This is a genomic window from Thalassotalea sp. LPB0316 (genome assembly GCF_014898095.1).
Lineage (GTDB): Bacteria > Pseudomonadota > Gammaproteobacteria > Enterobacterales > Alteromonadaceae > Thalassotalea_G.
In genome coordinates this window covers 2,690,710-2,714,294 of record NZ_CP062946.1, presented here as the reverse complement: position 1 = coordinate 2,714,294, position 23,585 = coordinate 2,690,710, and the positions used below count along the sequence as shown (strand labels likewise).

General features: G+C 41.0%; 23 protein-coding genes and 3 tRNA genes. 9 read left to right on the top strand and 17 right to left on the bottom strand.

Annotation, left to right across the window (positions count from 1 at the left end; genetic code table 11):
* Positions 1–8: 8 nt before the first annotated feature.
* The 4 genes from LP316_RS12185 (at position 9) to LP316_RS12170 (ending at position 2,959) form a co-directional block, all read left to right on the top strand.
* A complete protein-coding gene (locus LP316_RS12185) occupies positions 9–587 on the top strand; it encodes a DUF1415 domain-containing protein (protein ID WP_193021429.1) in 579 nt (192 codons plus the stop codon).
* A 23-nt stretch (positions 588–610) separates the two neighbouring features.
* Positions 611–1,234 (top strand): LysE family translocator, encoded by a 624-nt coding sequence (locus LP316_RS12180; RefSeq protein WP_193023894.1) that lies wholly within the window; start codon positions 611–613, stop codon positions 1,232–1,234.
* Between the two features lie 63 nt (positions 1,235–1,297).
* Positions 1,298–2,092: a hypothetical protein gene (locus LP316_RS12175; protein ID WP_193021428.1), complete on the top strand. Its 795-nt coding sequence runs from the start codon at positions 1,298–1,300 to the stop codon at positions 2,090–2,092.
* On the top strand, positions 2,093–2,959 hold the full coding sequence (locus tag LP316_RS12170) for a glucosaminidase domain-containing protein (protein ID WP_193021427.1): 867 nt from the start codon (positions 2,093–2,095) through the stop codon (positions 2,957–2,959).
* A 20-nt stretch (positions 2,960–2,979) separates the two neighbouring features.
* Here the strand turns inward: LP316_RS12170 and LP316_RS12165 are convergent, their stop codons facing one another.
* From LP316_RS12165 to ccoN, 13 genes are all read right to left on the bottom strand, one after another.
* Positions 2,980–3,735, bottom strand: coding sequence for an outer membrane protein OmpK (locus LP316_RS12165; RefSeq protein ID WP_193021426.1), 756 nt, complete (start codon positions 3,733–3,735; stop codon positions 2,980–2,982).
* A gap of 5 nt (positions 3,736–3,740) precedes the next feature.
* Positions 3,741–5,033: an NCS2 family permease gene (locus LP316_RS12160; RefSeq protein WP_193021425.1), complete on the bottom strand. Its 1,293-nt coding sequence runs from the start codon at positions 5,031–5,033 to the stop codon at positions 3,741–3,743.
* Positions 5,034–5,084: 51 nt separating this feature from the next.
* Positions 5,085–5,999 carry a tRNA 2-thiocytidine(32) synthetase TtcA gene (gene ttcA, locus LP316_RS12155; protein ID WP_193021424.1) on the bottom strand — a complete coding sequence of 305 codons (915 nt, stop codon included), beginning with the start codon at positions 5,997–5,999 and terminating at the stop codon, positions 5,085–5,087.
* A gap of 128 nt (positions 6,000–6,127) precedes the next feature.
* Positions 6,128–7,042 carry a universal stress protein UspE gene (gene uspE, locus LP316_RS12150; RefSeq protein ID WP_193021423.1) on the bottom strand — a complete coding sequence of 305 codons (915 nt, stop codon included), beginning with the start codon at positions 7,040–7,042 and terminating at the stop codon, positions 6,128–6,130.
* A gap of 158 nt (positions 7,043–7,200) precedes the next feature.
* Positions 7,201–7,920: a fumarate/nitrate reduction transcriptional regulator Fnr gene (gene fnr, locus LP316_RS12145; protein WP_193021422.1), complete on the bottom strand. Its 720-nt coding sequence runs from the start codon at positions 7,918–7,920 to the stop codon at positions 7,201–7,203.
* Positions 7,921–7,956: 36 nt separating this feature from the next.
* A complete protein-coding gene (locus tag LP316_RS12140) occupies positions 7,957–8,631 on the bottom strand; it encodes a sulfite exporter TauE/SafE family protein (RefSeq protein ID WP_193021421.1) in 675 nt (224 codons plus the stop codon).
* Positions 8,621–8,824 (bottom strand): cbb3-type cytochrome oxidase assembly protein CcoS, encoded by a 204-nt coding sequence (gene ccoS, locus LP316_RS12135; protein ID WP_193021420.1) that lies wholly within the window; start codon positions 8,822–8,824, stop codon positions 8,621–8,623. Before ccoS ends, LP316_RS12140 begins: the two co-directional genes overlap by 11 nt.
* Entirely contained in the window at positions 8,821–11,214 is a 2,394-nt protein-coding gene (locus LP316_RS12130) for a heavy metal translocating P-type ATPase (protein WP_193021419.1), read from the bottom strand. The genes ccoS and LP316_RS12130 overlap by 4 nt, the downstream gene beginning before the upstream one ends.
* The gene (locus LP316_RS12125; protein ID WP_193021418.1) at positions 11,214–11,708 is read right to left on the bottom strand and encodes a FixH family protein; all 495 of its coding nucleotides are present in this window, start codon (positions 11,706–11,708) and stop codon (positions 11,214–11,216) included. Before LP316_RS12125 ends, LP316_RS12130 begins: the two co-directional genes overlap by 1 nt.
* A 138-nt stretch (positions 11,709–11,846) precedes the next feature.
* Positions 11,847–12,896, bottom strand: coding sequence for a c-type cytochrome (locus tag LP316_RS12120; protein WP_193021417.1), 1,050 nt, complete (start codon positions 12,894–12,896; stop codon positions 11,847–11,849).
* Positions 12,889–13,068 carry a cbb3-type cytochrome oxidase subunit 3 gene (locus tag LP316_RS12115; RefSeq protein WP_193021416.1) on the bottom strand — a complete coding sequence of 60 codons (180 nt, stop codon included), beginning with the start codon at positions 13,066–13,068 and terminating at the stop codon, positions 12,889–12,891. Before LP316_RS12115 ends, LP316_RS12120 begins: the two co-directional genes overlap by 8 nt.
* Before the next feature lie 4 nt (positions 13,069–13,072).
* The gene (gene ccoO / locus LP316_RS12110; protein WP_193021415.1) at positions 13,073–13,717 is read right to left on the bottom strand and encodes a cytochrome-c oxidase, cbb3-type subunit II; all 645 of its coding nucleotides are present in this window, start codon (positions 13,715–13,717) and stop codon (positions 13,073–13,075) included.
* Between the two features lie 11 nt (positions 13,718–13,728).
* A complete protein-coding gene (gene ccoN / locus LP316_RS12105) occupies positions 13,729–15,153 on the bottom strand; it encodes a cytochrome-c oxidase, cbb3-type subunit I (RefSeq protein ID WP_193021414.1) in 1,425 nt (474 codons plus the stop codon).
* Positions 15,154–15,412: 259 nt separating this feature from the next.
* Here ccoN and LP316_RS12100 point away from each other — a divergent pair, with 259 nt between their 5' ends.
* Both LP316_RS12100 and LP316_RS12095 read left to right on the top strand, forming a co-directional pair.
* Complete coding sequence (locus LP316_RS12100) at positions 15,413–15,868, top strand: hypothetical protein (protein WP_193021413.1); 456 nt, start codon at positions 15,413–15,415, stop codon at positions 15,866–15,868.
* Between the two features lie 113 nt (positions 15,869–15,981).
* Entirely contained in the window at positions 15,982–16,596 is a 615-nt protein-coding gene (locus tag LP316_RS12095; protein ID WP_193021412.1) for a LysE family translocator, read from the top strand.
* Positions 16,597–17,000: 404 nt separating this feature from the next.
* On the opposite strand, the gene LP316_RS12090 is transcribed toward LP316_RS12095, so the two are convergent.
* The 3 genes from LP316_RS12090 to LP316_RS12080 form a co-directional block, all read right to left on the bottom strand.
* Positions 17,001–17,077 (bottom strand) — tRNA-Asn (locus LP316_RS12090).
* Positions 17,078–17,209: 132 nt separating this feature from the next.
* Positions 17,210–17,286, bottom strand: a tRNA-Asn gene (locus LP316_RS12085).
* 213 nt (positions 17,287–17,499) lie between these two features.
* Positions 17,500–17,576: transfer RNA gene (locus tag LP316_RS12080), tRNA-Asn, on the bottom strand.
* 777 nt (positions 17,577–18,353) lie between these two features.
* On the opposite strand from LP316_RS12080, the gene LP316_RS12075 reads away from it, so the two are divergent.
* Both LP316_RS12075 and uvrB read left to right on the top strand, forming a co-directional pair.
* Complete coding sequence (locus tag LP316_RS12075) at positions 18,354–19,721, top strand: MATE family efflux transporter (protein ID WP_193021411.1); 1,368 nt, start codon at positions 18,354–18,356, stop codon at positions 19,719–19,721.
* Positions 19,718–21,721 (top strand): excinuclease ABC subunit UvrB, encoded by a 2,004-nt coding sequence (gene uvrB, locus LP316_RS12070; protein ID WP_193021410.1) that lies wholly within the window; start codon positions 19,718–19,720, stop codon positions 21,719–21,721. Before LP316_RS12075 ends, uvrB begins: the two co-directional genes overlap by 4 nt.
* An 88-nt stretch (positions 21,722–21,809) precedes the next feature.
* Here the strand turns inward: uvrB and LP316_RS12065 are convergent, their stop codons facing one another.
* Positions 21,810–22,022, bottom strand: coding sequence for a hypothetical protein (locus tag LP316_RS12065; RefSeq protein ID WP_193021409.1), 213 nt, complete (start codon positions 22,020–22,022; stop codon positions 21,810–21,812).
* A gap of 251 nt (positions 22,023–22,273) precedes the next feature.
* Here LP316_RS12065 and icd point away from each other — a divergent pair, with 251 nt between their 5' ends.
* A complete protein-coding gene (gene icd / locus LP316_RS12060; protein ID WP_193021408.1) occupies positions 22,274–23,524 on the top strand; it encodes an NADP-dependent isocitrate dehydrogenase in 1,251 nt (416 codons plus the stop codon).
* The last annotated feature ends 61 nt before the right edge of the window (positions 23,525–23,585 follow it).

Here is a 23,585-nt window from a genome sequence, read left to right as displayed (position 1 = left end):
CTTAGGTTATGTCTAAAAATACCTGTCAAACTCGCGATGACGTCTTAAATGCGACAAAAAACTGGTTGCTCGATATTGTTATTGGGCTAAATTTTTGTCCGTTTGCTAAAAAAGAATGGCTCAACAATACCATTGCTTATTGCCTTGATGATGCGACAAAGATCACACCTGCGATTGATCACCTACTAACACAGTGCGATAAAATGGTGCTAACACCTGAGATTGAAACCTCATTGATGATATATCCTCAGGGGTTTACTGACTTTGAGGACTACTTAGATCTAGTCGATTTAGCTCAGCAATACCTAGCCGAAGCAGGTTTTGAAGGGCAATTCCAATTAGCGAGCTTTCACCCTGATTATTGCTTTGATGGCTTAAGCGAGAATGATGTTGAAAACTACACTAATCGTTCGCCATATCCAATGTTGCATATTATTAGGGAAGATAGCATGGCTAAAGTGCTTAGTGTTTATAAAAATCCTGAGCAAATTCCTGAGGATAACATGCAACTCGCGAGAGCAAAGGGCGTTAAGTTTTTCGAGCAATACCTAGTAGTTGGAAAAGGCGTAACGGAAAAGGATAGCTAGTGGAGCACTATATTCAAGAGTTTATGATCATTGCGATGGTTCATTTCCTCGCGGTAGCAAGCCCAGGACCAGACTTTGCCGTTGTGTTGAAGCAAAGTATTCAACACGGGAGAAAAACTGCGTTATATACCAGTGCAGGTATTGGTACTGGGATTTTAGTGCACGTTTTATATTCACTGGTTGGTATCGGTTTAGTGATAGCAAAAACGCCGAGTTTATTAACTGGCTTAAAATATGTCGCAGCGAGTTACTTTCTTTACATTGCTTGGCACGGTTTACGAGCGAAACCACCTGAGCGAGCAATCAATTCAGATCAACAAGTCAAAGCTGAACTAGAACAGTCTGCGCCGAGCCCCTTTAAAGCATTCTCAACCGGTTTTTTAATCAACGCACTTAACGTTAAAGCGACCTTGTTTTTTATTAGTTTGTTCTCAATGGTGATTTCATTTGAAACACCGACACAAATTAAAGCACTGTATGGTATCTACATGGCGGTTGCGACAGGGCTTTGGTTTAGTTTTTTATCACTGATATTGAGTCACCCAAGAATACGAAATCGGATCATTACTAAAGGCTATTGGTTAGATAGAATCATGGGCTTAGTGTTACTTATCCTTGCCATTGAGTTAGTTATCGGTAGTTTGTAGCTATTATCGTTGGGGCAATTTATTTGTTATGATCAAAATAAGTTCGTTTAAAAGGTGTTTTTAGTGGAAAAAGTTTCTGTTGTTCATATCGGTGGTAACATTGAACAAGCCTTGAAAGGGGAATATAAAATCAGTCCGAAGCAAGTGCTAATGGAAGCATGGCGCAACACGTTGCGAAACAGAGCGTCAATTAACGGCGGCTTGCTTATCGTATTATTGATCGGGGTTTTCGCCACCATGGTGCTTGCTGAGCTACTTGGTGGGCTTGAAGCGGTTAATCAAGATCCACAGCGTTTGTCGATTTTAAATTTAGCTGTCACCATTATAATTTGGCCGTTTCTCGCCGGTGTTGAAATGATGGGGATTTTCCAAGTTGTTGGGTTAAAAACAGAATCAAAACAAGTATTTGCCTTTTTAAAACGTGGTAGTTGGGTGGCGATTGCCGCGTTATTAAGTTCGGTTTTAGTTGGCTTAGGTTTACAATTATTTATTGTCCCAGGTATTTTTTTAGCCGTTTGTTTTTCTTTGATTGTACCGCTTGTCGTTGAAAAGAAATTGTCACCGCTACAAGCCATTGTCTTGTCAGTAAAAGTAATGAGATTCCAGTGGTTTAATATCTTTGCTGTTTATGTCCCGTTGGCGTTTGCACTCGTGCTGATCATGATTCCATTAAGCCAAGTCACTGGTGTTGCAACGTTTTTTGCTTTAGCCTTGTTTATTTTCTGTTTAAGCTATTTAGCGCCATTATATTTTCACGCGAAAGGTGTTTTATATCGCGAGATATATGGCATGACATTAAATGCCGAGTCGGCACCATCTATTAATTCAACTGATAGCTCAGGAACCTTTGACGCGTAGATGAAAAAGTTTAGCATTACGGCACTTGCTGTCGCGACAATCAGCGTTATGTTAGCTTATCCGTTTACCAAAACGTATACGCCAACTACTCAAGTGCCTGCTAAAACGGAAAAATCGGTTGCGTCAACACAATTACCTAAGGTTGACAGTAACTCATCTAACAGCTTGGTAACGGAGCCAGCATCCGTTACCAGCAAAGTACCAAACTTTGCAAAGTACAAAAGTGTAAAGCGAAAAAAAGCTAAGTTTTTTAACTACCTTCGGCCGGTTGTCGTAAAGCAAAACAGCAAAATTTTAGCGAATAGAAAGCAGCTGATAAAACTAGAAGAAAAGCTTGGCTTGGAAGAGGTTTTAACAGAAGAAGAAATTCAATGGCTTAATAGGCTAGCGAGAGAATATCGCGTTAAAGGCGTGGATTCGCCAATGCTACAAATTCAAAGGTTATTGTCTAGAGTTGATATTGTTCCTGTTGAACTTGTGTTAGTTCAAGGAGCCAATGAATCGGCTTGGGGAACGTCGAGGTTCGCTCGCGAAGGACTAAATCTATTTGGCATGTGGTGCTATAAAGAAGGTTGCGGTATGGTGCCTAGCTCAAGGACTGAGGGTATGACCCATGAAGTGGCCGTTTATGATACGCTAGAGCAGTCGGTTAAGGCGTATTTACGCAACCTTAATACCAATAATGCCTATCGAGTTTTTCGCAGTATTCGCCAACAACTAAGAGCATCTAATCAGCCATTGAAAGCTGAAATCCTCGCAACGGGTTTATTGCCTTATTCAGAGCGGGGCAGTGATTATGTTCTCGAGTTAACTGATATGCTCAGACATAATCAAGCCTTCTTCGATGGCGAACAAACCGCGCCATAGTTATTTCTCACCATAGTTATTTATAGTGTTAGTTTGATCATCGCGCTAACGACACTTTCGTTGTCGAGACCACTGATACCGTATTTATTGTGCCAAAAAGAATATTCTATACCCACTTGGACGTGGTCGCTGTTCTCAAAGTAATGACCAACATCAACCAATAATTGAGGATTAAAGTGAAATTCAGCTTTGTGATCATCTGCCGCGCTTGACCAATCAAAAAAGCCATTAAAAGTGATTTTATGATCGAGAGATGGAAAGTCATAGCCCCAAACCATGGTCAGCTGGTAATCGTTGTCGGTGTTGTCGTTATTCGCATAATAAACATTAGCTTGGACAAATTTGAAGTGTGGAATCGCTAAGTTAGTTCCTATCCCGAGTAAAACGTTATCAAAACTGCCAAAGGTATTTGATGAGTGCTCAATATTGGCCGCTAAAAACGTGTCTTGAATGAAACTCAAGGCAACAGGTTGATCCAATAAATAGCTTAAGCTTAGGCGAGGTGATACTTCGCCATATGTCCCTTTAAATTCAACATTGTCATTATCAGCTTTTGCAAGGGTGCGATCCGCAAACATAAATAGATCGCCCCAATTGTGGCCAGAGGCGTGTTCGAAAGTAAAAACGTTAACCGTGTCATTAGTTAGTACCTCAAAGTCTGAAGTGTTTTTTAAATAACTAAAGCTGTTTTTACTCCATAGGGTCTGTGCGCCTGCATTACCGATAAAAGCGAGTGGCAGGGATAGAGCAATGATACTTGTTGTAAAATGTTTCATGGCTATTACCCAAAGAAAGCGAACTTTAAAACAAACAATATTGCTAAAAATAGCACACTTAGGTTGAGAGATTTAAACTCACCACTAAAAATTCTCACTAAAACATAAGATATAAAGCCAAAAGCAATGCCGTGAGCGATTGAAAATGTTAATGGCATAGTTATACATATAACCGCTACGGGGACGGCTTCTGATAAATCATCCCAATGGATATTAACTAAGCCAGCTAACATTAACACTGCCACATAAAATAAAGGGCCTGAAGTCGCGTAAGCTGGAATGATGCCAGCGAGTGGCGAGAAAAATAAAGACAATAAAAATAGCACGCCAACGGTAATAGCGGTTAATCCTGTACGACCACCTGCAGCAACACCAGCAGTGCTTTCGACATAACTTGTTGTCGTTGAGGTGCCAAGCATTGAACCGGCTACGGTTGCACTTGAATCTGCCAGTAATGCTTTTCCTAACCTTGGTAAAGTGCCATCTTCAGCGAGTAAGTTACCGCGTTGTGCAACCGCAATAAGGGTGCCCGATGTATCGAATAAATCAACGAATAAAAAAGCAAAGACAACGCTGATCATGCCGACCTCAAAAGCACCGCTAATATCTAACTGCATAAATGTCGGTGCTAAGCTTGGTGGCATCGATACAATACCGTCGTATTGCACCTTACCAATCAAAATCGCAATTGCAGTAATCACTAAAATTGACAACATCACAGCGCCGTTAATACCGCGCTTTACCAGGCCAACAATTAAGAATAGACCAATAGCCGCGAGCACAGGTTCTACCGCAGTAATGTCGCCTAAAGTTACAAGTGTCGCCGGGTTATCAACGATAAAACCAGCATTTTTTAACGCGATAAACGCCAAAAATAGGCCGATACCTGCAGCAATACCAAAGCGCAATGACTGCGGTATTGAGTTAATTATCCATTCGCGAATGTTAAAAAGACTTAATAGGATAAAGATGAGACCAGAAAAGAATACGCCACCAAGCGCAACCTGCCAGCTATAGCCCATATCAAGGACTACGGTATAGGTGAAAAAGGCATTTAACCCCATACCCGGAGCAAGTGCGATAGGATAATTGGCGACAAATCCCATAATAAAACAACCAATAGCGGCAGCTAAACAGGTTGCAACAAACACGGCATCTCTATCCATTCCGGCGTCAGCAAGCATCGCAGGGTTGATAAAGATGATATAAGCCATGGTGAGAAAAGTGGTAATACCGGCAATAACTTCTTTTTTAAAATTGGTATTGTGTGCCTTTAGTTGAAACCATTGTTCAAGCATGTACTTATTCCGTTTGATTGTGTGGGTTATAAAAAGCTAGTTGTCGTTCAACTAGCTGATATTAATGATGTTGACTTGCTGTAACTCGTTTGAATTTAACGATTGCTCAACGCTTTGTTGGGCTATTTCTGGCTCGTCGAATGCGATATCTCCGCCATCAACAATCTCAGAGTCTGTACTCATTGATTTAAAGTCGAACAATTCACTGTCGCAAAGGTGAGAAGGTACGATGTTTTGCATTGCCGTGAACATGGACTCAATTCGACCGGGAAATTTATCATGCCAATCATTGAGCATTTGTTTGATATTCTGGCGCTGTAAATTGGGTTGAGAGCCACACAAGTTGCATGGAATAATTGGAAATTTCTTTAATTCACTGTATTGGATCAACTCACTTTCTTTACAAAACGCTAAAGGGCGAATAACCACGTGCTCACCATTATCAGATACCAGTTTAGGTGGCATCGATTTTAATTTGCCGCCGTAGAACATATTTAGCATCATGGTTTCTATCATGTCATCTCTGTGATGTCCTAACGCCACTTTAGTTGCACCTAAAGCTTTAGCTGTTTTATAAAGTACGGCACGGCGTAAACGAGAACACAAACTACAAGTCGTTTTACCTTCTGGGATCTTTTCTTTTACTATGCCATAGGTGTCTTCTTCAACTATTTTGTACTCAACCCCCAAGCTCTCTAAATATTGGGGTAAAACATGTTCTGGAAAACCAGGCTGCTTTTGATCAAGGTTGACCGCCACTAGTGAAAAGTTAATTGGCGCTTGCTTTTGTAAAATCATTAAAATGGCAAGCAGGGCATAACTGTCTTTACCACCGGATAAACACACCATAATGCGATCGCCATCTTCGATCATATTATATTGTGCAATAGCTTGCCCGACATTGCGGCGTAGCTTTTTTTCTAACTTAGTTAATTGTGTTTTTTCAACAGCGGTTAGTTCAGTCATTTATAGGAATACCCGAGAAATTTGGCGCGCATTATACCCGATTAAAACAGGGAAATAAAAAACAAAAAAAGCAGAAATACGCTGCGAACATATTTCTGCTTGTGATCAAATATTTGATTCACTTGGTATTAATTAAAACCATCTGGTTTAAGTGCTAAAACGTCACAATTTAATCGGTCGATGACATGCTCTGCAGTATTGCCAATGAGCGCAGCTGAGATGCCTGTTCGGCCGATAGTTCCTAGAATAACTAACTCAGCATCGAGCTCTTTAGCCATACTTTCAATCACATCTTCAGGCAATCCTTCTTTGACATACGTATGGGCTTCATCAATACCAAACTTTTTAGCGTGTTCTTGCATGGCATGGACATGATGACTTTTTACATTGTCGTTATATTCGTTCGCGTTAAATTCGGGTATTTCAATGGCGATATTAACAGGTGTACCCGGAAATGAATTAACTAAGTTAGCATTAGCGTTGATAATACGCGCTAAGTTTTTGGCTTCTTCGGTAATTTTGTCATTTAAAGCGATGTGTTCAGCTTCGTCGCTACCGACATTAATAGCGGCTAGAATATTGCCATTTTCCGGCCATGAATGCTCTTTTACCAAAAGTACAGGACAAGGGCATTTGCGCAATATATGCCAGTCGGTTGGCGTAAAAATAACGGCTTTAAGTTTGTCGTGCTCATGAGTTCCTTTTATCACTAGGTCAAAATTTTCGTTTTCAACTTGTTCTAAAATGGCTTCGAATGGACGGTTGTGCCAAACAACCTTGATATCGATAACTAATTTATCGGTTTCAAGCGTTGCAATCAGATCTTTGATCCACTGTGTTCTGCTCTCTATCACCGAACCTCGCATCGTTTCGCGCTCATCACTCGATAACATGGTTGTCATTTCATAGGAGAAATCAAATATCGACAAGAATGCCGTGATCTTAGCGTTGTTTTTATGAGCTAACTCGATCGCACGCTCAAGTGCTTTTTGACGTTCTTGTGTTGGGTCAATGACCACTAAAAGGTTCTGATATTTTTCCATTATTTTATACCGATTCAACAAAGTGTTAACGCTACTATGACAAAGAATATAGCTTAAAGCTTTGTTATAAATCAAAATTTAGCATAAGAAAATTCTTGCTACTGATGCTTAGTATAGGAGAAATTCAGAAAAAGCGGGAGGGAGCAAACTAGCGAGTATTACATACCCGCTAATTGAGCTAGTTCATCAATATCGTTGATCGTAATAAACTTACCGTTAACGGTTAACAGGCCTTGTTTATCAAAACGATTTAACAATCGAGAAATCGTTTCTACTGTTAAGCCTAAATAATTCCCTACATCACCGCGTGTCATTGACAGTCTGAATTCATACGGTGATAAACCACGAGCTTTCTGACGGTTACTTAACATGGCGATAAAAGTCGCTAACCGCTGTTCAGCGTTCTTTCTGTTGAGCAAAGATAACATTTCTTGGTCGGTTTTTATTTCGTCACTCATCAAACGATAGATTTGCGTTCGTAATTTCGGCATATTGTTTGACAGTAGGTCGAGCGTCGTGAAAGGAATTTCACAGACCATTGCCGTCTCTAGCGCTTGGGCAAAACTCGGGTGAGTTTTATTGGCGATCGCATCAAAACCAAGCAAATCTCCTGGTAGGTGAAACCCCGTAATTTGCTCTTCACCTTGGCTGTCAATAATGTAGGTTTTAAAGGTGCCTGTTCTCACTGCAAAAAGTGAATTCAATGGTTCACCATTTTGGAATAATTTGTCACCTTTGTGCACGGGCTTTTTTCTGTCAATGATTTTATCGAGCAAGTCGAGCTCTTGATCATTTAAGGAAAAAGGTAAGCAAAGCTCACTAATACTGCAATTTTGGCAATGGATGTGCTGTTGAGTGGCGCAATTTTTTGATGACATGAATGACCTAGCGATAAATCCTTTAATGACGGTATTCTAATTAATCAGTTGTGTAGATGCAATGAGTAAGGTGTAACCACCATAAGCAATCATTGCCAAGCCAGTACATTTGCGTAACAAACTATTGCGCATTAACGATTGAACATAATCAATACCATAAGACATTGAAATAAGTGCTGGTAATGTACCAAGACCAAAGCATATTAATATCAGGCCACCGTTCATCGCACTGCCGCTAGCTAGTGCCCACGTCAACATTGAATAAACTAGACCGCAAGGTAACCAACCCCACAACGCACCAAGGCCCAATGCTTGCAGCGGGGTTCGAACGGGCAGGAAGTGTTTCGCTAATGGCGCAATGTACTGCCAGAGTTTTTTGCCGATAAGCTCGATTTTACCAACGACCTGCCACCATTGGGCAATATAAAAACCGAGCAATATTAAGAAAATAGCCGAGAGTATATGCAGAAAATTAGCATTAATCCCGCCACTTTTTACCGCTAAAGAACTGCTAAAGCCAACAATAGCACCAATTAAACCATAAGACGATAAGCGGCCGAGATGGTAGCCGACGACGAGTTTTAGTTTTTGATGGGAGGCATCCGGACCAATTGCATTGGTTAGCATACCTGTGATGCCACCACACATGCCTAGGCAATGACCAGCACCTAATAAACCAACAACAAATGCCGATAAATAATCAAAGCTCATGCGGATCTTTTGGCGTATTCTCTGTCGGCTTAGTCGTGTCATTTGAAGCTTGTTTGTCTTCGTCGTAAAGGATGCTCATTCCTTCCTTTTCAAGATCGTCAAACTGTTCAGACTTTACTGCCCAAAAGAACAGGTAAATACCAATAATAGTCAACAAGACCGCGATTGGGATCAGAACATAGATTACCGTCATTTCAATAACCTCAATGAGTTAGTTACCACCAAAATAGAACTTGCTGACATACCTATAACAGCAAGATACGGCGTAATGTGGCCTGACATAGCAAGCGGCAAAACAATCGCATTATAGCCAAAAGCCCACATGTAGTTTTGACGAATAATCTTTTTGGTGCGTGTAGCAACGTCTAATAAAGTAGCAATTGAGCCCAATTTGTTGTTTAACAAAATAACATCTGCACCGTGTTTTGCAATATCAGCACCACTGCCCATAGCAATCGATAAATGAGCGGCACTAAACACAGGCGTGTCGTTAATGCCATCGCCAACCATTGCAACTTTGTATTGTTTTTGCTTTTCGGTAAGTTGTGCCATTTTATCCTTGGCAGTTAATTGACTGTGAGCTTCATCAAGAGGCAAGGTGTCAATGACTTGTTGGCAGCCGGCTTGGTTGTCACCTGATAGCAACAAGGTTTTACAGTGTGCTGATTTTAGTGACGATAAGAGCGTTACAGCATCCTCTCTAATGGTATCAGTCAAATAAATAGCACTAATAAGTCGGCCATTAAGTAAAACTAAACACGAAGCATCTCGATGTGACTGCTCATGAGTGTTATCGATAGTTTGTGAAAGGATCCATGATGCTTTACCAATAGTTAATTGTTGGCCCTTGTATTGGGCGTTAACACCGCAACCTGCAACAATTTCAACCTTGTCCACTTCTGTTTGGCTATCAAAGTAGCTATGGAATGCTTTAGCAATCGGATGCTCAGAGTAGGCCTCAGCACTGGCTATAATGGGTAGCAACTCTTTTTCAGTATAGGGCGAGTCAAAAAGTACAACTTGTGAAATGGTGAAGTCGCCTGTTGTTAGCGTTCCCGTTTTATCGAAGGCATATAAATCGATTTGTGGCATCGCTTCCATGACATGTGCCGATTTGATCATAATTCCCGAGCGATTGAGTTTAGTCGTAGCACAAGTTAATGCTGTGGGTGTTGCTAGTGAAAGCGCACAAGGGCAGGTTGCAACTAATACCGAGAGCGTGATCCAAAATGCCTCACTTGGCATGTGTTGACCCCAATATAGTGCGGTAATCGATGCCATAACTAAGATTAGTGCTACAAAATACTGCGCAATTTTGTCTGAGAACTGAGCGAGCTTAGGCTTATAGCTTTGAGCCGCTTCACTTAATCGGATAAGTTGGCTTAAGAATGAGTCGCTCATCAAGCTTGTAACACTAATGGTTATGTTGCCATCGCCATTAATAGTGCCGGCAAACACTTTTTCACCTTGGGTTTTAGTCACCGGTTTTTGCTCGCCCGATAGCATAGCTTCATTGATTTGTGAGCTACCGTGAACAATTAAGCCGTCTGCAGGAATCGTCTCGCCAGGCTTAATGATAACTTGATCATGGACAGCAAGCTTTTTAGCCGCGATCAGCTTTGGTTGACCATCTTGTAGTACTGTTGCCGATAAAGGCATGAGTTTCAATAGGTTCGCAGATACTTGCGCGGCGCGATTACGAGCTCTAAATTCTAAAAACTTACCAATGAGCAAGAGAAAAGTGAACATAGAGACTGATTCAAAGTACACCTCACCTTGGCGGGTTGCAGTTGCCCAAACACTGGCTGTATAGGCCAATGATATCGCAATTGAGACTGGCACATCCATCGATAATCGACGAGCCCGTAAGGCGTTTATTGCGCCGGTATAGAATGGAAATGCACCATAAGTGACTATAGGTAACGAGAGAATCAAGCTTGCCCAACGCAAGTAGGTCAGGTTGTGCTCAGACATATCTGAAAACGCCCCGAAATATAAACCAATGGCTATCATCATAACCTGCATCATTAAGATGCCAGAGATCCCCAATCGCTTAATAAAGGCTTTGCTTTGTTGTTGGTTAAGCTCTTCAGCGGTGCTGGCTTTAAACGGTAGGGCGTGGTAACCAATGGCATCAATTGCTGATAAAATATCACTGAGCTTTATTTGGTCGTCAAACCATTTTACGGTAGCTCGTTGCGTTGTCGCATTAACATTGATTTGCTTGACACCATCAAGCTTGGAGATTTTCATTTCAATTAACCAAGCACAGGCGGCACAACTGATATTATCAACGGTTAAGATCGACTCTTTGATATCGCCGTCTTGATGAATAAACTCATTTTGCAGGGCTTCATCGTCGAGCAACTTATGCTTATTTAATTGCTCAGGAACAAGTACTTCACCTTTATTGGCGGGCTCGGTTCTAAACTTGTAATAGTCAGTCAGGCCATTATCAACAATGGTTTGCGCAACGGCTTGGCAACCAATACAACACATTGGTTGAACTTTTTGATTAATGGTAACAGATAAGTCAAGCCCGCTTGGCACGGGCTCGTCACAGTGAAAGCAGTGAATGGTCATTAGTTTGCTTTTGCAGGATCCGGCTTAATATCGATAAAGTTTGTTTGTGGTAAATATACGTCTTGCTGGATTTTCCAGGTGTCTTCAAATGAGCTAATGGTAATTTTCCATTTACCTTTTACTGGTTGGTCGAATTGATGGCGAAAGTGACCGTTACCATCTGGCGTTAAGGCTAAATAGAAGTCGTTTTCTGCCAGTGTAGGGTGAAAGAAGTTGATGTTTAACACAGGAAAAACTTTTTCAATGCCCGTTGGTTTGATAACTAACTCGTTGTTGGCGAGCTTTAGTTCGAAGCGCATGCCTAATTTTTGTGCCATTTTTACTTTAGACACTTGCATATTTATGGCTTTACCTTTTTTGTAATAGTCACCAGCAACTAGTTCATCAGGATCATCAAGTGCGATGAATAAGGTTGTAATACCGGCAACTACTGCAGAAAAAGGAAGAAAAAATACCAACCAAGCCCAAGGCTCTTTGTACCAAGATGTTTTCATAAAAAATACACTTAAAAAATTTTCATTATTGTACTTGTTTTACGTCTTGCAACCAAGAAAAAGTCAATGATTTAGTTTGATTTTAGTCAAAAAAAAGCCCCGTTAATTAACGGGGCTTTAGACTATGTGAAACTCACATTATTTTTCTTTTAAGCTATGAACATAAGCACTGATAACGTGTACTTTTTCTTCGCCTAAGATGTCTTTCCAAGCAGGCATCACACCAGCACGACCATTTCTGATAGATTCTTGAACGGCGCGTTCACTGCCGCCGTATAACCAGATGTTGTCGTTTAAGCGAGGTGCGCCTAGGTCGATACCCATAGCTGCACTGCCTTCACCGCTAGCTCCGTGACATGCTTGACACATTGCGTATTTGGCTTTACCCGCTTCCGCATTGCCTTCTTTTGCATCACGACCGCTTAAGCTTAATACATAAGCAGCTACGTCTTTAACACCTTCTTCGCCACCTAGCATTGTACCCCAAGCAATCATGCCTTGCGCCTTGCGACCTTCCATTAAGGTGTACTTAATGCCAGCAGGCGAGTGATCGTATAACCAATCGTCGTCGGTAAGGTTAGGGAAGCCAGTAGTACCACGAGCATCAGAGCCGTGACATTGTGAACAGTTTTGTAGGAATAAACGTTGACCAACCTTTAATGCTTCACTGCGATCTACTAAGGCTTGTTGCTCTGCTGAAAGGGCGTCGTAGTCACGTGTATCAAAGTCAATCTCTTCGCTTTTTGCTGCTGCAATATCTTCAATTGAATAAGTTGCGTATTTAGCGAAAATTTTACCAAAGGTTTCGTTGGCTTGTGCAACTTCACGGTCGTATTGTACTAATACACCAGAGCCTTCAGCTAAACGCTCTTCAGTTAATTGCTTAGACTCTTCAATACTTGTGATGCCTTGGTTTGAAGATTTCCAGCCTAATAGACCGGCAAAGTTACCCAAACCTGGGTATAACGCTAGGTATAAGAAGCCCCAAATGATTGTTAATAAGAAGAACGTACTCCACCATTTAGGTAGTGGGTTGTTAAGCTCTTCAATGCCGTCGAAAGTGTGTCCCATTGACTCGCCTTCTTCAACACCTGCGAAGTTCTTTAAACACCAACGCAGTAATAGGTAACAACCTACTAACGTTCCTAGTGTAAGAACAGTAATCCAAATACTCCAGAAGCTAGACATTATTATTAGTCTCCTGTTTGTTAATTTCTTCTTTGCGATCTTCTTCGAAAATTGAGTTTGCAGCTTTATCAAACGAAGAGTTGCGTTTTTTGCTGTAAGCCCAGACCACAATGATGATAAAAAGTGTCAATATAAGGAGGGCTATTAACCCTCTTAACGTGCCGTAATCCATGGTCTTACTTCAATGCGTGGCCTAGCGACTGCAAGTATGCAATCAAGGCTTCCATTTCAGTTTTACCAGCTACCGCCGCTTTAGCGCCTGCGATTTCTTCAGCAGAGTAAAGTGGGATAGGGTTGCCGTTCTCATCTTTATGAGTGCGGTTACGCGTTAACATGTTAAATGTTTCCATTTTCTTACCTGTTAACTGACCGTCTAACGTGTTTTCATCTAACCATTTAAATGAAGGCATGTTTGACTCAGGAACAACAGAGCGAGGATCGATTAAGTGCGCACGATGCCAGTCGTCAGAGTAACGACCACCTACGCGAGCTAAATCTGGACCAGTACGTTTAGAGCCCCATAAAAATGGGTGTTCCCAAACGTGCTCACCAGCCACACTGTAGTGACCATAGCGTTCTGTTTCAGCGCGGAAAGGACGAATCATCTGACTGTGACAAGTGTTACAACCTTCACGGATGTAGATGTCTCGACCTTCCATTTCTAAAGCTGTATAAGGACGTAAGTTATCAACTGGCTGCGTCGTTTCTTTTTGGAAGAAAAGCGGAGTAATTTCTACTAAACCACCAATACTGATCGCAAAAATAGTAATTACGAAGAACCAGCCAATGTGTTTTTCTAATTTTTCATGTTTGTTTTGCATGTTCAATCTCCTTAAGCTGCTTCAACTTTTTTAAGGCTACCGTTTTCAGCGCCAATAGTTTTGAACATGTTGTACATCATAATCACGAAACCAGCGACTACTAATGCACCACCTAAGAAACGCATGAAGTAGAACGGGTATGACGCCGTTAAACTTTCAACAAAGCTGTAAGTCAATGTACCGTCAGCGTTTACCGCACGCCACATTAAACCTTGCATTACACCTGAAATCCACATAGCAACGATGTATAAAATAATACCGGCAGTGTGCATCCAGAAGTGAATGTTGATTAAGCGAACGCTAAACATGCGCTCTTGATTAAATAGGATAGGAATCAAGTGGTACATAGCACCGATAGAAACCATTGCAACCCAACCTAACGCACCAGAGTGAACGTGACCGATTGTCCAGTCAGTGTAGTGAGATAATGCGTTGACTGATTTAATCGCCATCATTGGACCTTCAAACGTAGACATACCATAGAAAGACAATGAAACGATTAAGAAACGAAGAATAGGGTCACTGCGAAGCTTGTGCCATGCACCTGATAACGTCATGATACCGTTGATCATACCACCCCAAGAAGGAAGGAATAATACAACTGACATTACCATACCTAAAGACTGAGCCCAGTCTGGTAACGCTGTGTAGTGCAAGTGGTGAGGACCAGCCCAAATGTATAGTGAAACTAACGCCCAGAAGTGAACGATAGATAAACGGTATGAATAAACAGGACGCTCAGCTTGTTTAGGAACGAAGTAGTACATCATACCCAAGAAACCAGCTGTTAATAGGAAACCTACAGCATTATGACCGTACCACCATTGCATCATTGCATCGATCGCACCTGAGTATAACGAATATGACTTCATCATAGAAACAGGAATTGCCATTGAGTTACCGATATGAAGTACTGCAACAGTAATAATGAAACCACCAAAGAACCAGTTGGCAACGTAAATATGCGAAGTCGTGCGTTTAATGATAGTACCGAAGAACACTATAGCGTATGACACCCATACCACCGCAATTGCGATATCGATTGGCCATTCTAGTTCGGCGTATTCTTTACTTGTTGTATAACCTAAAGGCAGAGTAATTGCTGCGGCAACGATAATTGCCTGCCAACCCCAGAAGGTGAAAGAAGCAAGGCCAGGAGCAAATAATGCTGTTTTACAGGTTCTTTGTACTACGTAATATGAGGTAGCAAAAAGCGCACTTGTACCAAACGCGAATATTACCGCATTGGTATGGAGAGGACGAAGACGAGAATACGTTAGCCACGGCGTGTCGAAGTTTAGCGCTGGCCAAATAAGTTGAGCAGCGATAATAACACCAACAAGCGTACCAACGAATCCCCAGATCACAGTCATGACAGTAAACTGACGGACAACATTCATGTTGTAGTCAACTGCCGACGTATTACTTTGGTTCATGTTAAGGTTTCCACATTTATAATTATTAAAAAAATGGGTTTGTAAGCCGATTACAAAACAAGCTATGTGATTAAGTTATAGTCTAATTTTGCTCAAGGCGCACAGATTGATTAAATCGGTGTTGAATATTAAGCAACTCAAGTTCAAAAGTCATTACGTTGAAGCCGAAAACATGTTCTAAATCAAAAAAAAGTTAAGATTTGTTACATTTTGCTAACCGAAATATACAAATTTAGCTAAATCTAATAAAATCAGCACCATGAATCGATTTATTTCCCTATTATTAACTGCTGTTTTTTTGTTCACTGCTTGTGGTGAGCAGACCAAACCAGAGCAGGAGCAGCAAATTCGCTTTTGTTTGAACGGTAAAGTGGAATGCCTAGTCAGTAGTGATAAATATTCAGTGCGTTTGTTAACCAATGTAGAACAAGTATCACCTGAAACATTGTTTAGCGTTGCCCTTGAAATCGAGAATGTTGCCCAATTGACTAAAGTCTCGGGATACTTGGAAGGGGTCTCTATGTACATGGGCAAAATCCCCTTGGTGTTCAACATCGGTAACTCGGATAAGCAGTTCATTGCCAATGGCTTTGTTGGTAGTTGCAGTGAACCACAAATGTACTGGCGTATCATCGTTGACTTTGAATTTATCGATGCTAGCGGTCAACAACACAAAGCCCAAGTAGTTGATAACTTTTATAGTCGATCTCAGTAGCTTTGTATTGTATAAGTGTCTTTGATTATTTCTGCAAAATTAGCGATAAATTACTTGCTCCTAGTTAACGTATTTTGTTAGCCTCGCGTTTTAACTAAAATCCTACTTAATTTATGGAATTAGCTGTTCTTGCGATATTTATCCCTACGTTCTTTTTTGTTTCTATAACACCTGGCATGTGTATGACACTTGCGATGACACTGGGTATGTCTGTTGGCGTTCGTCGCACTATGTACATGATGATAGGTGAGTTACTGGGGGTGGCAATTGTAGCTATTTCTGCGGTAATTGGTGTTGCCTCTGTTATGCTTAAGTATCCTGAGTTATTTGCCATACTTAAGTATATCGGTGGCGCTTATCTTGTATATTTGGGTTATCAAATGTGGATGTCAAAAGGGAAGATGGCGATAGATATTAATAACCAAGTGGAGACTGGCAAGTTTGAATTGTTTGCTCAAGGGTTAATTACGGCGGTGTCCAACCCGAAAGGGTGGGGCTTTATGATCGCGCTACTTCCACCTTTTATCGACCCTGAACAAGCACTAGTACCTCAACTCTTGATCTTGTTGTCTGTGATTTTATGTAGTGAGTTTGTTTGTATGATGTTATACGCAACAGGTGGTAAAACACTGCGAATTTTCCTCTCAACTGGCAATAACGTCAAACTGATGAATCGAATTTCAGGTACCTTAATGGTAGGGGTAGGGATCTGGCTCGCTCTTGGCTAAATACAGATTAATGCTTGGCGATGAAAATAGCCTACCAAAAAGTAGGCTTTTTAAAAGTGGCTCATGTGTGAATCAGGAAAGTCTGATTTGAACAGACGACACATACCAGATTGGAACAGTACAGTCCAACGCTCCAACCCAAACCGCATCGCTTTTTGGGGAATATAATACTTTCAATAAGTTAATGTTTAGCAATGAAAAAAGCCTACTATAAAGTAGGCTTCTTAAAAGTGGCTCATGTGTTTATTAGGAATGTCTGATTTGAACAGACGACACATGCCAGATTGGAACAGTACAGTCCACCGCTATAACTCATGCCGAATCGTTTTTTGGGAATATAATACTCTCAATAAGTTGATGTTTAGCAATGAAAAAAGCCTACTATAAAGTAGGCTTCTTAAAAGTGGCTCCCCTGGTCTGATTTGAACAGACGACACATGGATTAACAGTCCACCGCTCTAACCAACTGAGCTACAGGGGAATAATCTTTTACTTATTTTACGAAAGACACATCGATTAACAGTGCTTTCAACCTACAGCTCTAACTAACAGAGCTACAGGGGAATAATCTAGTTTTTATCGAAATACCGCTTTTCAGCCATACTTCTAAAAGTGGCTCCCCTGGTCTGATTTGAACAGACGACACATGGATTAACAGTCCACCGCTCTAACCAACTGAGCTACAGGGGAATAATCTTTTACTTATTTTACGAAAGCGACATGGATTAACAGTGCTCTCAACCTACAGCTCTAACCAACTGAGCTACAGGGGAATAATCTTTTATTTATTTTACGAAAGACACATGGATTAACAGTGCTCTCAACCTAAAGCTCTAACCAACTGAGCTACAGGGAATAATCTAGTTTTGTCGAAATACCGCTTTGCAGCCATACTTCTAAAAGTGGCTCCCCTGGTCTGATTTGAACAGACGACACATGGATTAACAGTCCACCGCTCTAACCAACTGAGCTACAGGGGAATAATCTTTTACTTATTTTACGAAAGCGACATGGATTAACAGTGCTCTCAACCTACAGCTCTAACCAAGTGAGCTACAGGGGAATAATCTTTTACTTATTTTACGAAAGACACATGGATTAACAGTGCTCTCAACCTAAAGCTCTAACTAAAGTGAGCTACAGGGGAATAATCTTTTACTTATTTTACGAAAGACACATGGATTAACAGTGCTCTCAACCTAAAGCTCTAACTAAAGTGAGCTACAGGGGAATAATTATACTCGTTAGCGACGAGCAAATATTGTTGCTGTTGTCGTTAACGGAGCGGAATGTTAAAGGGCGCTTGCGATACTGTCAACACAAAAATAATAAAAACTTTAAATATTTGTTCGTTTGGTTGATTTGTCACCACAACGGTTGAAAATCTGTCAGGGTCTGGTCGATTAATCATCATTACTGAGTTGAAATAGGGTATCCCTTAGTTATCCACTTTTGTTGTGGATAAGTATGTGAGTGAAAGTGTAATAAGTTGTAATGCCTTTGATATACATAGCTTGGAGTTAATTGATTAATTTTAAATCACCTTGTTGAAGTGTATTTAATTCAGTCACTTACGTTGTATTGTTTTAAAAATACACGCTTCATGATTAATATTTGTTCAAGTCTTGGTTTGTAGATGTTCTTGTGGATTTTTTGGCCAAGGATAAAACAAACATATTTTTTTACTTTTTCTCGTAGCAGGTTGTTGGTCGTTTTATTACAATAACCTGTCCAACATAAACATATGTAGAAGTTGCATGTCTGCTGCCAAAAATAAAAATCAAATAGATTTATTAACAAGTCCGGTTGGCGAAACGCTCAAGCGAATGACTATCCCGATGACGTACGGCATGATATTGCTGATGACCTTTAACTTAATCGATACCTTCTTTGTTGGTTTGTTGGGCACACAACCATTAGCTGCGATTAGTTTTACCTTTCCTATTACTTTTACCATTATTAGTCTAACGATAGGGTTAGGAATCGGTACGTCAGCCGTGATTGCAAAATATCTCGGCAGCAATGATGAAGACTCAGCTAAAGATGTTGCAACTTCAGCAATCATTTTAACTGGTATTTTAGTCAGTATCATTGCGGTACTTGGTTATTACTTCACAGATGATATTTTTATTCTTTTAGGGGCTGAACCGACGTTATTACCCTTGATTCACGATTACATGGATTATTGGTTTTTGGGCTGTGTTTGTTTGATTGGCCCTATGATCGGTAATGCGGTGCTAAGAGCGTCGGGCGATACCAAAACACCGAGCATGATTATGGGGAGTGCGGGGCTTATAAATGCGGTGTTGGATCCAATGCTCATTTTTGGCTTTGGTCCTATTCCGGCGATGGGGATCAAAGGCGCAGCGATAGCGACCTTAATTTCTTGGGTTGTTGGGTTGTTCTTTGTCCTTTATATTTTGGCGATCAGACGTAATCTTATTCATCGCACAATGATAACCACAGAGCGCTTTATAAATAGCGCTCGTCAAGTACTCAAAATAGGTATACCCGCAGCTGGAGCCAATATGCTGACACCAATAGCCGGTGCCATATTAACGGCAATCGTTGCTTCCTACGGTGAATCTGCTGTAGCTGCATTTGGTGTTGGTTCGAGAATAGAATCAATTGCCTGTTTGGTCGTGCTAGCAATGTCGATGACACTACCACCTTTCATTAGCCAAAACCTTGGGGCTGGTAACATGGAGAGAGTTGAAGAAGGTTACAAAACAGCAGTAAAGTTTGCCATGGTTTGGCAACTAGGTATTTACTTGTTACTCGCTTTGCTCGCACCTTTGATTGCAAATATCTTCTCAACTGAAAAGGAAGTTGCCGATTTAATCAAGTTATATATTTGGATATTACCACTTGGTTATGGCTTACAAGGCGTTATCATTTTAACGAACTCTTCATTTAATGCGCTCCATAAACCCATGACCGCGTTAGTGCTGAGTTTAGTGAGGTTATTCGTATTTTATGTACCCTTGGCCTATGCCGGTAGTGAGCTATTTGGTTTAACAGGGTTCTTTATCGGTGCCTTACTCGGTAATTTATTGATGGCGTTTATTTCATATTCGTCTTTTACAAAACAGTTTAAGCAAGCACACTCGGTAAATTTAGCATGAAAAAGCTAACCCTCGAATCACAATACACACCCGCAGGAGATCAGCCAACGGCAATCGCTCAGTTACTTGATGGTATCGAAGCAGGTCTAGCTCACCAAACGTTATTAGGGGTTACAGGATCGGGCAAAACATATACGGTCGCTAATGTCATTCAAAAGCTCGATAGGCCAACCATGATTCTCGCGCCAAACAAAACATTAGCAGCCCAGCTATACGGTGAGATGAAGGAGTTTTTCCCAAATAACGCAGTAGAATATTTTGTTTCCTATTATGATTACTATCAGCCCGAGGCCTATGTGCCCACGACCGATACTTTTATTGAGAAAGACTCTTCGGTAAATGAGCATATTGAGCAAATGCGGTTATCTGCAACCAAAGCACTCCTTGAGCGCAGAGATGTTGTAATTGTTGCATCGGTATCAGCCATTTATGGTTTGGGCGACCCAGATTCCTACTTAAAGATGATGTTGCATTTACGCCAGGGAGACATCATAAATCAACGTGATATTTTACGTCGCCTCGCCGAGCTACAATACACCCGAAATGATGTGGCTTTTACTCGAGCAACGTATCGCGTTCGCGGTGATGTCATTGATATTTTTCCTGCTGAATCAGATCGCCTAGCGCTACGAGTCGAGCTGTTCGATGAGGAAATCGAAAATATTAGAGAATTTGATCCGCTAACCGGTGAAATGGAACGCACACTTGCCCGTGTAACGGTATACCCTAAAACCCATTATGCAACACCGCGCGATAAAATATTATCAGCGATTGAAAACATCAAGATTGAGTTAAAAGACAGGGCAAAAGTATTAAAAGACAATAACCAGTTAATTGAAGAGCAGCGCATCGTTCAGCGCACTCAGTTCGACATAGAAATGATGAATGAGCTCGGTTACTGCTCAGGGATTGAAAATTACTCGCGATACCTATCTGGTAGAGCCGCCGGCGAACCACCACCTACTTTATTCGACTACTTACCCCCTGATGGCTTATTAGTCATCGATGAATCGCATGTGACAGTACCGCAAATTGGTGCCATGTATAAAGGTGACCGATCGCGCAAAGAAAATTTAGTCCAATATGGCTTTAGATTGCCATCTGCACTTGATAACCGACCACTAAAGTTTGAAGAATTTGAAGCTTTAGCGCCGCAAACCATTTATGTCTCGGCAACACCTAGCCAATATGAACTTGATAAATCTAATGGTGAAGTGGCAGAACAAGTCGTTCGACCAACGGGTCTACTTGATCCTGAAATAGAAGTGCGACCAGTAGATACCCAAGTTGATGATCTGTTATCTGAAATTAGGATCAGAATCGCGAAACAAGAGCGTGTGTTAGCGACAACGTTAACCAAAAAAATGGCGGAAGACTTGACCGAGTATCTAGATGAACACGGTGTTAAAACCCGCTACTTGCATTCAGATGTTGATACTGTTGAACGCATGGAGATCATTCGGGATTTACGTTTGGGCAAGTTTGATGTACTCGTTGGTATTAACCTGTTGCGGGAGGGCCTAGATATGCCAGAGGTTTCTCTCGTTGCTATTCTCGATGCTGACAAAGAGGGCTTTTTACGCTCTGAACGTTCTCTAATTCAAACAATTGGCCGAGCGGCTCGCAATGTTGAAGGCAAGGCCATTCTCTATGCTGATACGGTAACAAAGTCGATGCGCAAAGCTATTGATGAAACCAACCGCCGACGCGAAAAACAAGCGCAATACAATCTCGATAACGGCATTACACCAAAAGGTGTTAAGCGCAAAATTAGCGATGTAATGGATCTTGGTACATCAAATGAAGAGTTACAACAAAAAGCCAAACAGGTAGCAGTGCCAAAAGCTAAGTATCAAACCATGTCGGTTGCTGAGATTGATAAGCAAGTAAAAGTGCTTGAAGAGAAAATGTTTGAACATGCTAAAAACCTAGAGTTTGAACACGCCGCAAAAGTCCGCGATGAAATTAATGAACTAAGGCAAGTGCAGTTAACACATTAAAGGCTAACCCAATACACTCATCCAAGCGCAGTTATATTGATGAATGTATTGGTTTAGTTAACCTTGAAAGGTTCAATGTGTGGAGAAGTTAGCGCAAAGGTAACGTGGAGTGTTGCGCAATGATTTGTGCAACGGCTTCATTTGTACAATGTTCAAGTTGACTGATTTCCTCAATGATACGGTCTTGAATATCAACAGGAAATAGCATCATCTGCTCCAGGTACAAGTGTGCTTGCGTATCCTTTTTACTATTAACTAAGCCGGCTAGATGTCTAGCGTGATTAGTCCATACTGAAGTCATAATACCTCCAACGGATGTGACCACCACTTATAAGTCTAGTCGGTTATTGAGAAATTACCTTCGCAGGCGCGATAAAACATGAACTATGAGCTAAATAAACGAGTAGACTATATTTTAATGTTTTGCCATTTATTTTGTTTATGCTCGTTATAACGCCCTAGTGATTAGTGTATTTACTCTTGATCGTTTACGTTATTCATACAGGTGTATGAAACCTGAAAATTCACAAGTCAATCAATGGGAGAGTTGTTATGACGTCGCAAGTAACGATTCCAGAAAAAGGTCAAGCTATTGAAATAGATAACGGCCGATTAGTAGTTCCAAATAACCCTGTAATTCCATATATCGAAGGTGATGGTATCGGTGTTGATGTTACGCCACCAATGATCAAAGTGGTTAATGCAGCCGTCGAAAAAGCTTATCAAGGAGAGCGAGAAATCCAGTGGCTAGAAGTCTACGCAGGTGAAAAAGCAACGGCACTTTATGATTCTGAAACCTGGTTACCTGATGAAACCCTTGAACTTTTTAAAAAATATAAAGTGGGTATCAAAGGGCCATTAACAACACCTGTTGGTGGTGGTATTCGCTCGTTAAATGTTGCATTGCGCCAGGTATTAGACTTATACGTATGTCAACGTCCAGTTCAATGGTTTACTGGCGTACCAAGCCCAGTTAAGCACCCTGAGTCAGTTGATATGGTTATTTTCAGGGAAAACTCCGAAGATATATATGCAGGTATTGAATATCAAGCCGGTAGCGAGCAAGCACAAAAAGTCATTGAGTTCTTAAAAAACGAGATGGGTGTTAACAAAATTCGCTTTGAACAAGACTGTGGCATCGGTATTAAACCTGTGTCTAAAGCTGGAACACAGCGGTTAGTTCGTCAAGCTATTCAGTATGCTATTGATAATAACCGAGATTCGGTTACCCTTGTCCACAAAGGTAATATCATGAAATTTACCGAAGGTGCATTTAAAGATTGGGGTTATGAATTAGCGCGTGAAGAGTTTGGTGGTGAGCTCATTGATGGTGGTCCATGGTGCTCAGTAACCAACCCTAAAACAGGTAAAGAGATCATAATCAAAGATGTTATCGCTGATGCGATGCTACAACAGATTTTATTACGACCAGAAGAATATAGTGTGATTGCAACACTCAACTTAAATGGTGATTATTTATCTGATGCGTTAGCGGCACAAGTCGGTGGTATTGGTATTGCACCAGGTGCAAATATTGGCGATGGTATCGCAATTTTTGAGGCTACACATGGTACTGCACCAAAATATGCAGGACAAAACAAAGTTAACCCAGGATCAGTTATTCTCTCTGCTGAAATGATGTTGCGACACATGGGGTGGGTAGAAGCTGCTGATTTATTACTGAAGGGTATGTCAGGAGCGATTGGTGCTAAAACTGTAACCTATGACTTCGAACGTTTAATGAATAATGCGACACTAGTTACTTGTAGTGAATTCGGTGACTGTATTATCGAACATATGTAATTGATATTTAAGGCATAAAAAAACACAGCGCTTGCTGTGTTTTTTTATGATAACGATACTG

What these genes read in the sequence shown, in the direction of transcription:
- LP316_RS12185 (WP_193021429.1), top strand. Translation starts at nt 9, where the DNA reads ATGTCTAAAAATACCTGTCAAACTCGCGATGACGTCTTAAATGCGACA.
- LP316_RS12180 (WP_193023894.1), top strand. Translation starts at nt 611, where the DNA reads ATGATCATTGCGATGGTTCATTTCCTCGCGGTAGCAAGCCCAGGACCA.
- LP316_RS12170 (WP_193021427.1), top strand. Translation starts at nt 2,093, where the DNA reads ATGAAAAAGTTTAGCATTACGGCACTTGCTGTCGCGACAATCAGCGTT.
- LP316_RS12165 (WP_193021426.1), bottom strand. Translation starts at nt 3,735, where the DNA reads ATGAAACATTTTACAACAAGTATCATTGCTCTATCCCTGCCACTCGCT.
- LP316_RS12160 (WP_193021425.1), bottom strand. Translation starts at nt 5,033, where the DNA reads ATGCTTGAACAATGGTTTCAACTAAAGGCACACAATACCAATTTTAAA.
- ttcA (WP_193021424.1), bottom strand. Translation starts at nt 5,999, where the DNA reads ATGACTGAACTAACCGCTGTTGAAAAAACACAATTAACTAAGTTAGAA.
- uspE (WP_193021423.1), bottom strand. Translation starts at nt 7,042, where the DNA reads ATGGAAAAATATCAGAACCTTTTAGTGGTCATTGACCCAACACAAGAA.
- fnr (WP_193021422.1), bottom strand. Translation starts at nt 7,920, where the DNA reads ATGTCATCAAAAAATTGCGCCACTCAACAGCACATCCATTGCCAAAAT.
- LP316_RS12140 (WP_193021421.1), bottom strand. Translation starts at nt 8,631, where the DNA reads ATGAGCTTTGATTATTTATCGGCATTTGTTGTTGGTTTATTAGGTGCT.
- ccoS (WP_193021420.1), bottom strand. Translation starts at nt 8,824, where the DNA reads ATGACGGTAATCTATGTTCTGATCCCAATCGCGGTCTTGTTGACTATT.
- LP316_RS12130 (WP_193021419.1), bottom strand. Translation starts at nt 11,214, where the DNA reads ATGACCATTCACTGCTTTCACTGTGACGAGCCCGTGCCAAGCGGGCTT.
- LP316_RS12125 (WP_193021418.1), bottom strand. Translation starts at nt 11,708, where the DNA reads ATGAAAACATCTTGGTACAAAGAGCCTTGGGCTTGGTTGGTATTTTTT.
- LP316_RS12120 (WP_193021417.1), bottom strand. Translation starts at nt 12,896, where the DNA reads ATGTCTAGCTTCTGGAGTATTTGGATTACTGTTCTTACACTAGGAACG.
- LP316_RS12115 (WP_193021416.1), bottom strand. Translation starts at nt 13,068, where the DNA reads ATGGATTACGGCACGTTAAGAGGGTTAATAGCCCTCCTTATATTGACA.
- ccoO (WP_193021415.1), bottom strand. Translation starts at nt 13,717, where the DNA reads ATGCAAAACAAACATGAAAAATTAGAAAAACACATTGGCTGGTTCTTC.
- ccoN (WP_193021414.1), bottom strand. Translation starts at nt 15,153, where the DNA reads ATGAACCAAAGTAATACGTCGGCAGTTGACTACAACATGAATGTTGTC.
- LP316_RS12100 (WP_193021413.1), top strand. Translation starts at nt 15,413, where the DNA reads ATGAATCGATTTATTTCCCTATTATTAACTGCTGTTTTTTTGTTCACT.
- LP316_RS12095 (WP_193021412.1), top strand. Translation starts at nt 15,982, where the DNA reads ATGGAATTAGCTGTTCTTGCGATATTTATCCCTACGTTCTTTTTTGTT.
- LP316_RS12075 (WP_193021411.1), top strand. Translation starts at nt 18,354, where the DNA reads ATGTCTGCTGCCAAAAATAAAAATCAAATAGATTTATTAACAAGTCCG.
- uvrB (WP_193021410.1), top strand. Translation starts at nt 19,718, where the DNA reads ATGAAAAAGCTAACCCTCGAATCACAATACACACCCGCAGGAGATCAG.
- LP316_RS12065 (WP_193021409.1), bottom strand. Translation starts at nt 22,022, where the DNA reads ATGACTTCAGTATGGACTAATCACGCTAGACATCTAGCCGGCTTAGTT.
- icd (WP_193021408.1), top strand. Translation starts at nt 22,274, where the DNA reads ATGACGTCGCAAGTAACGATTCCAGAAAAAGGTCAAGCTATTGAAATA.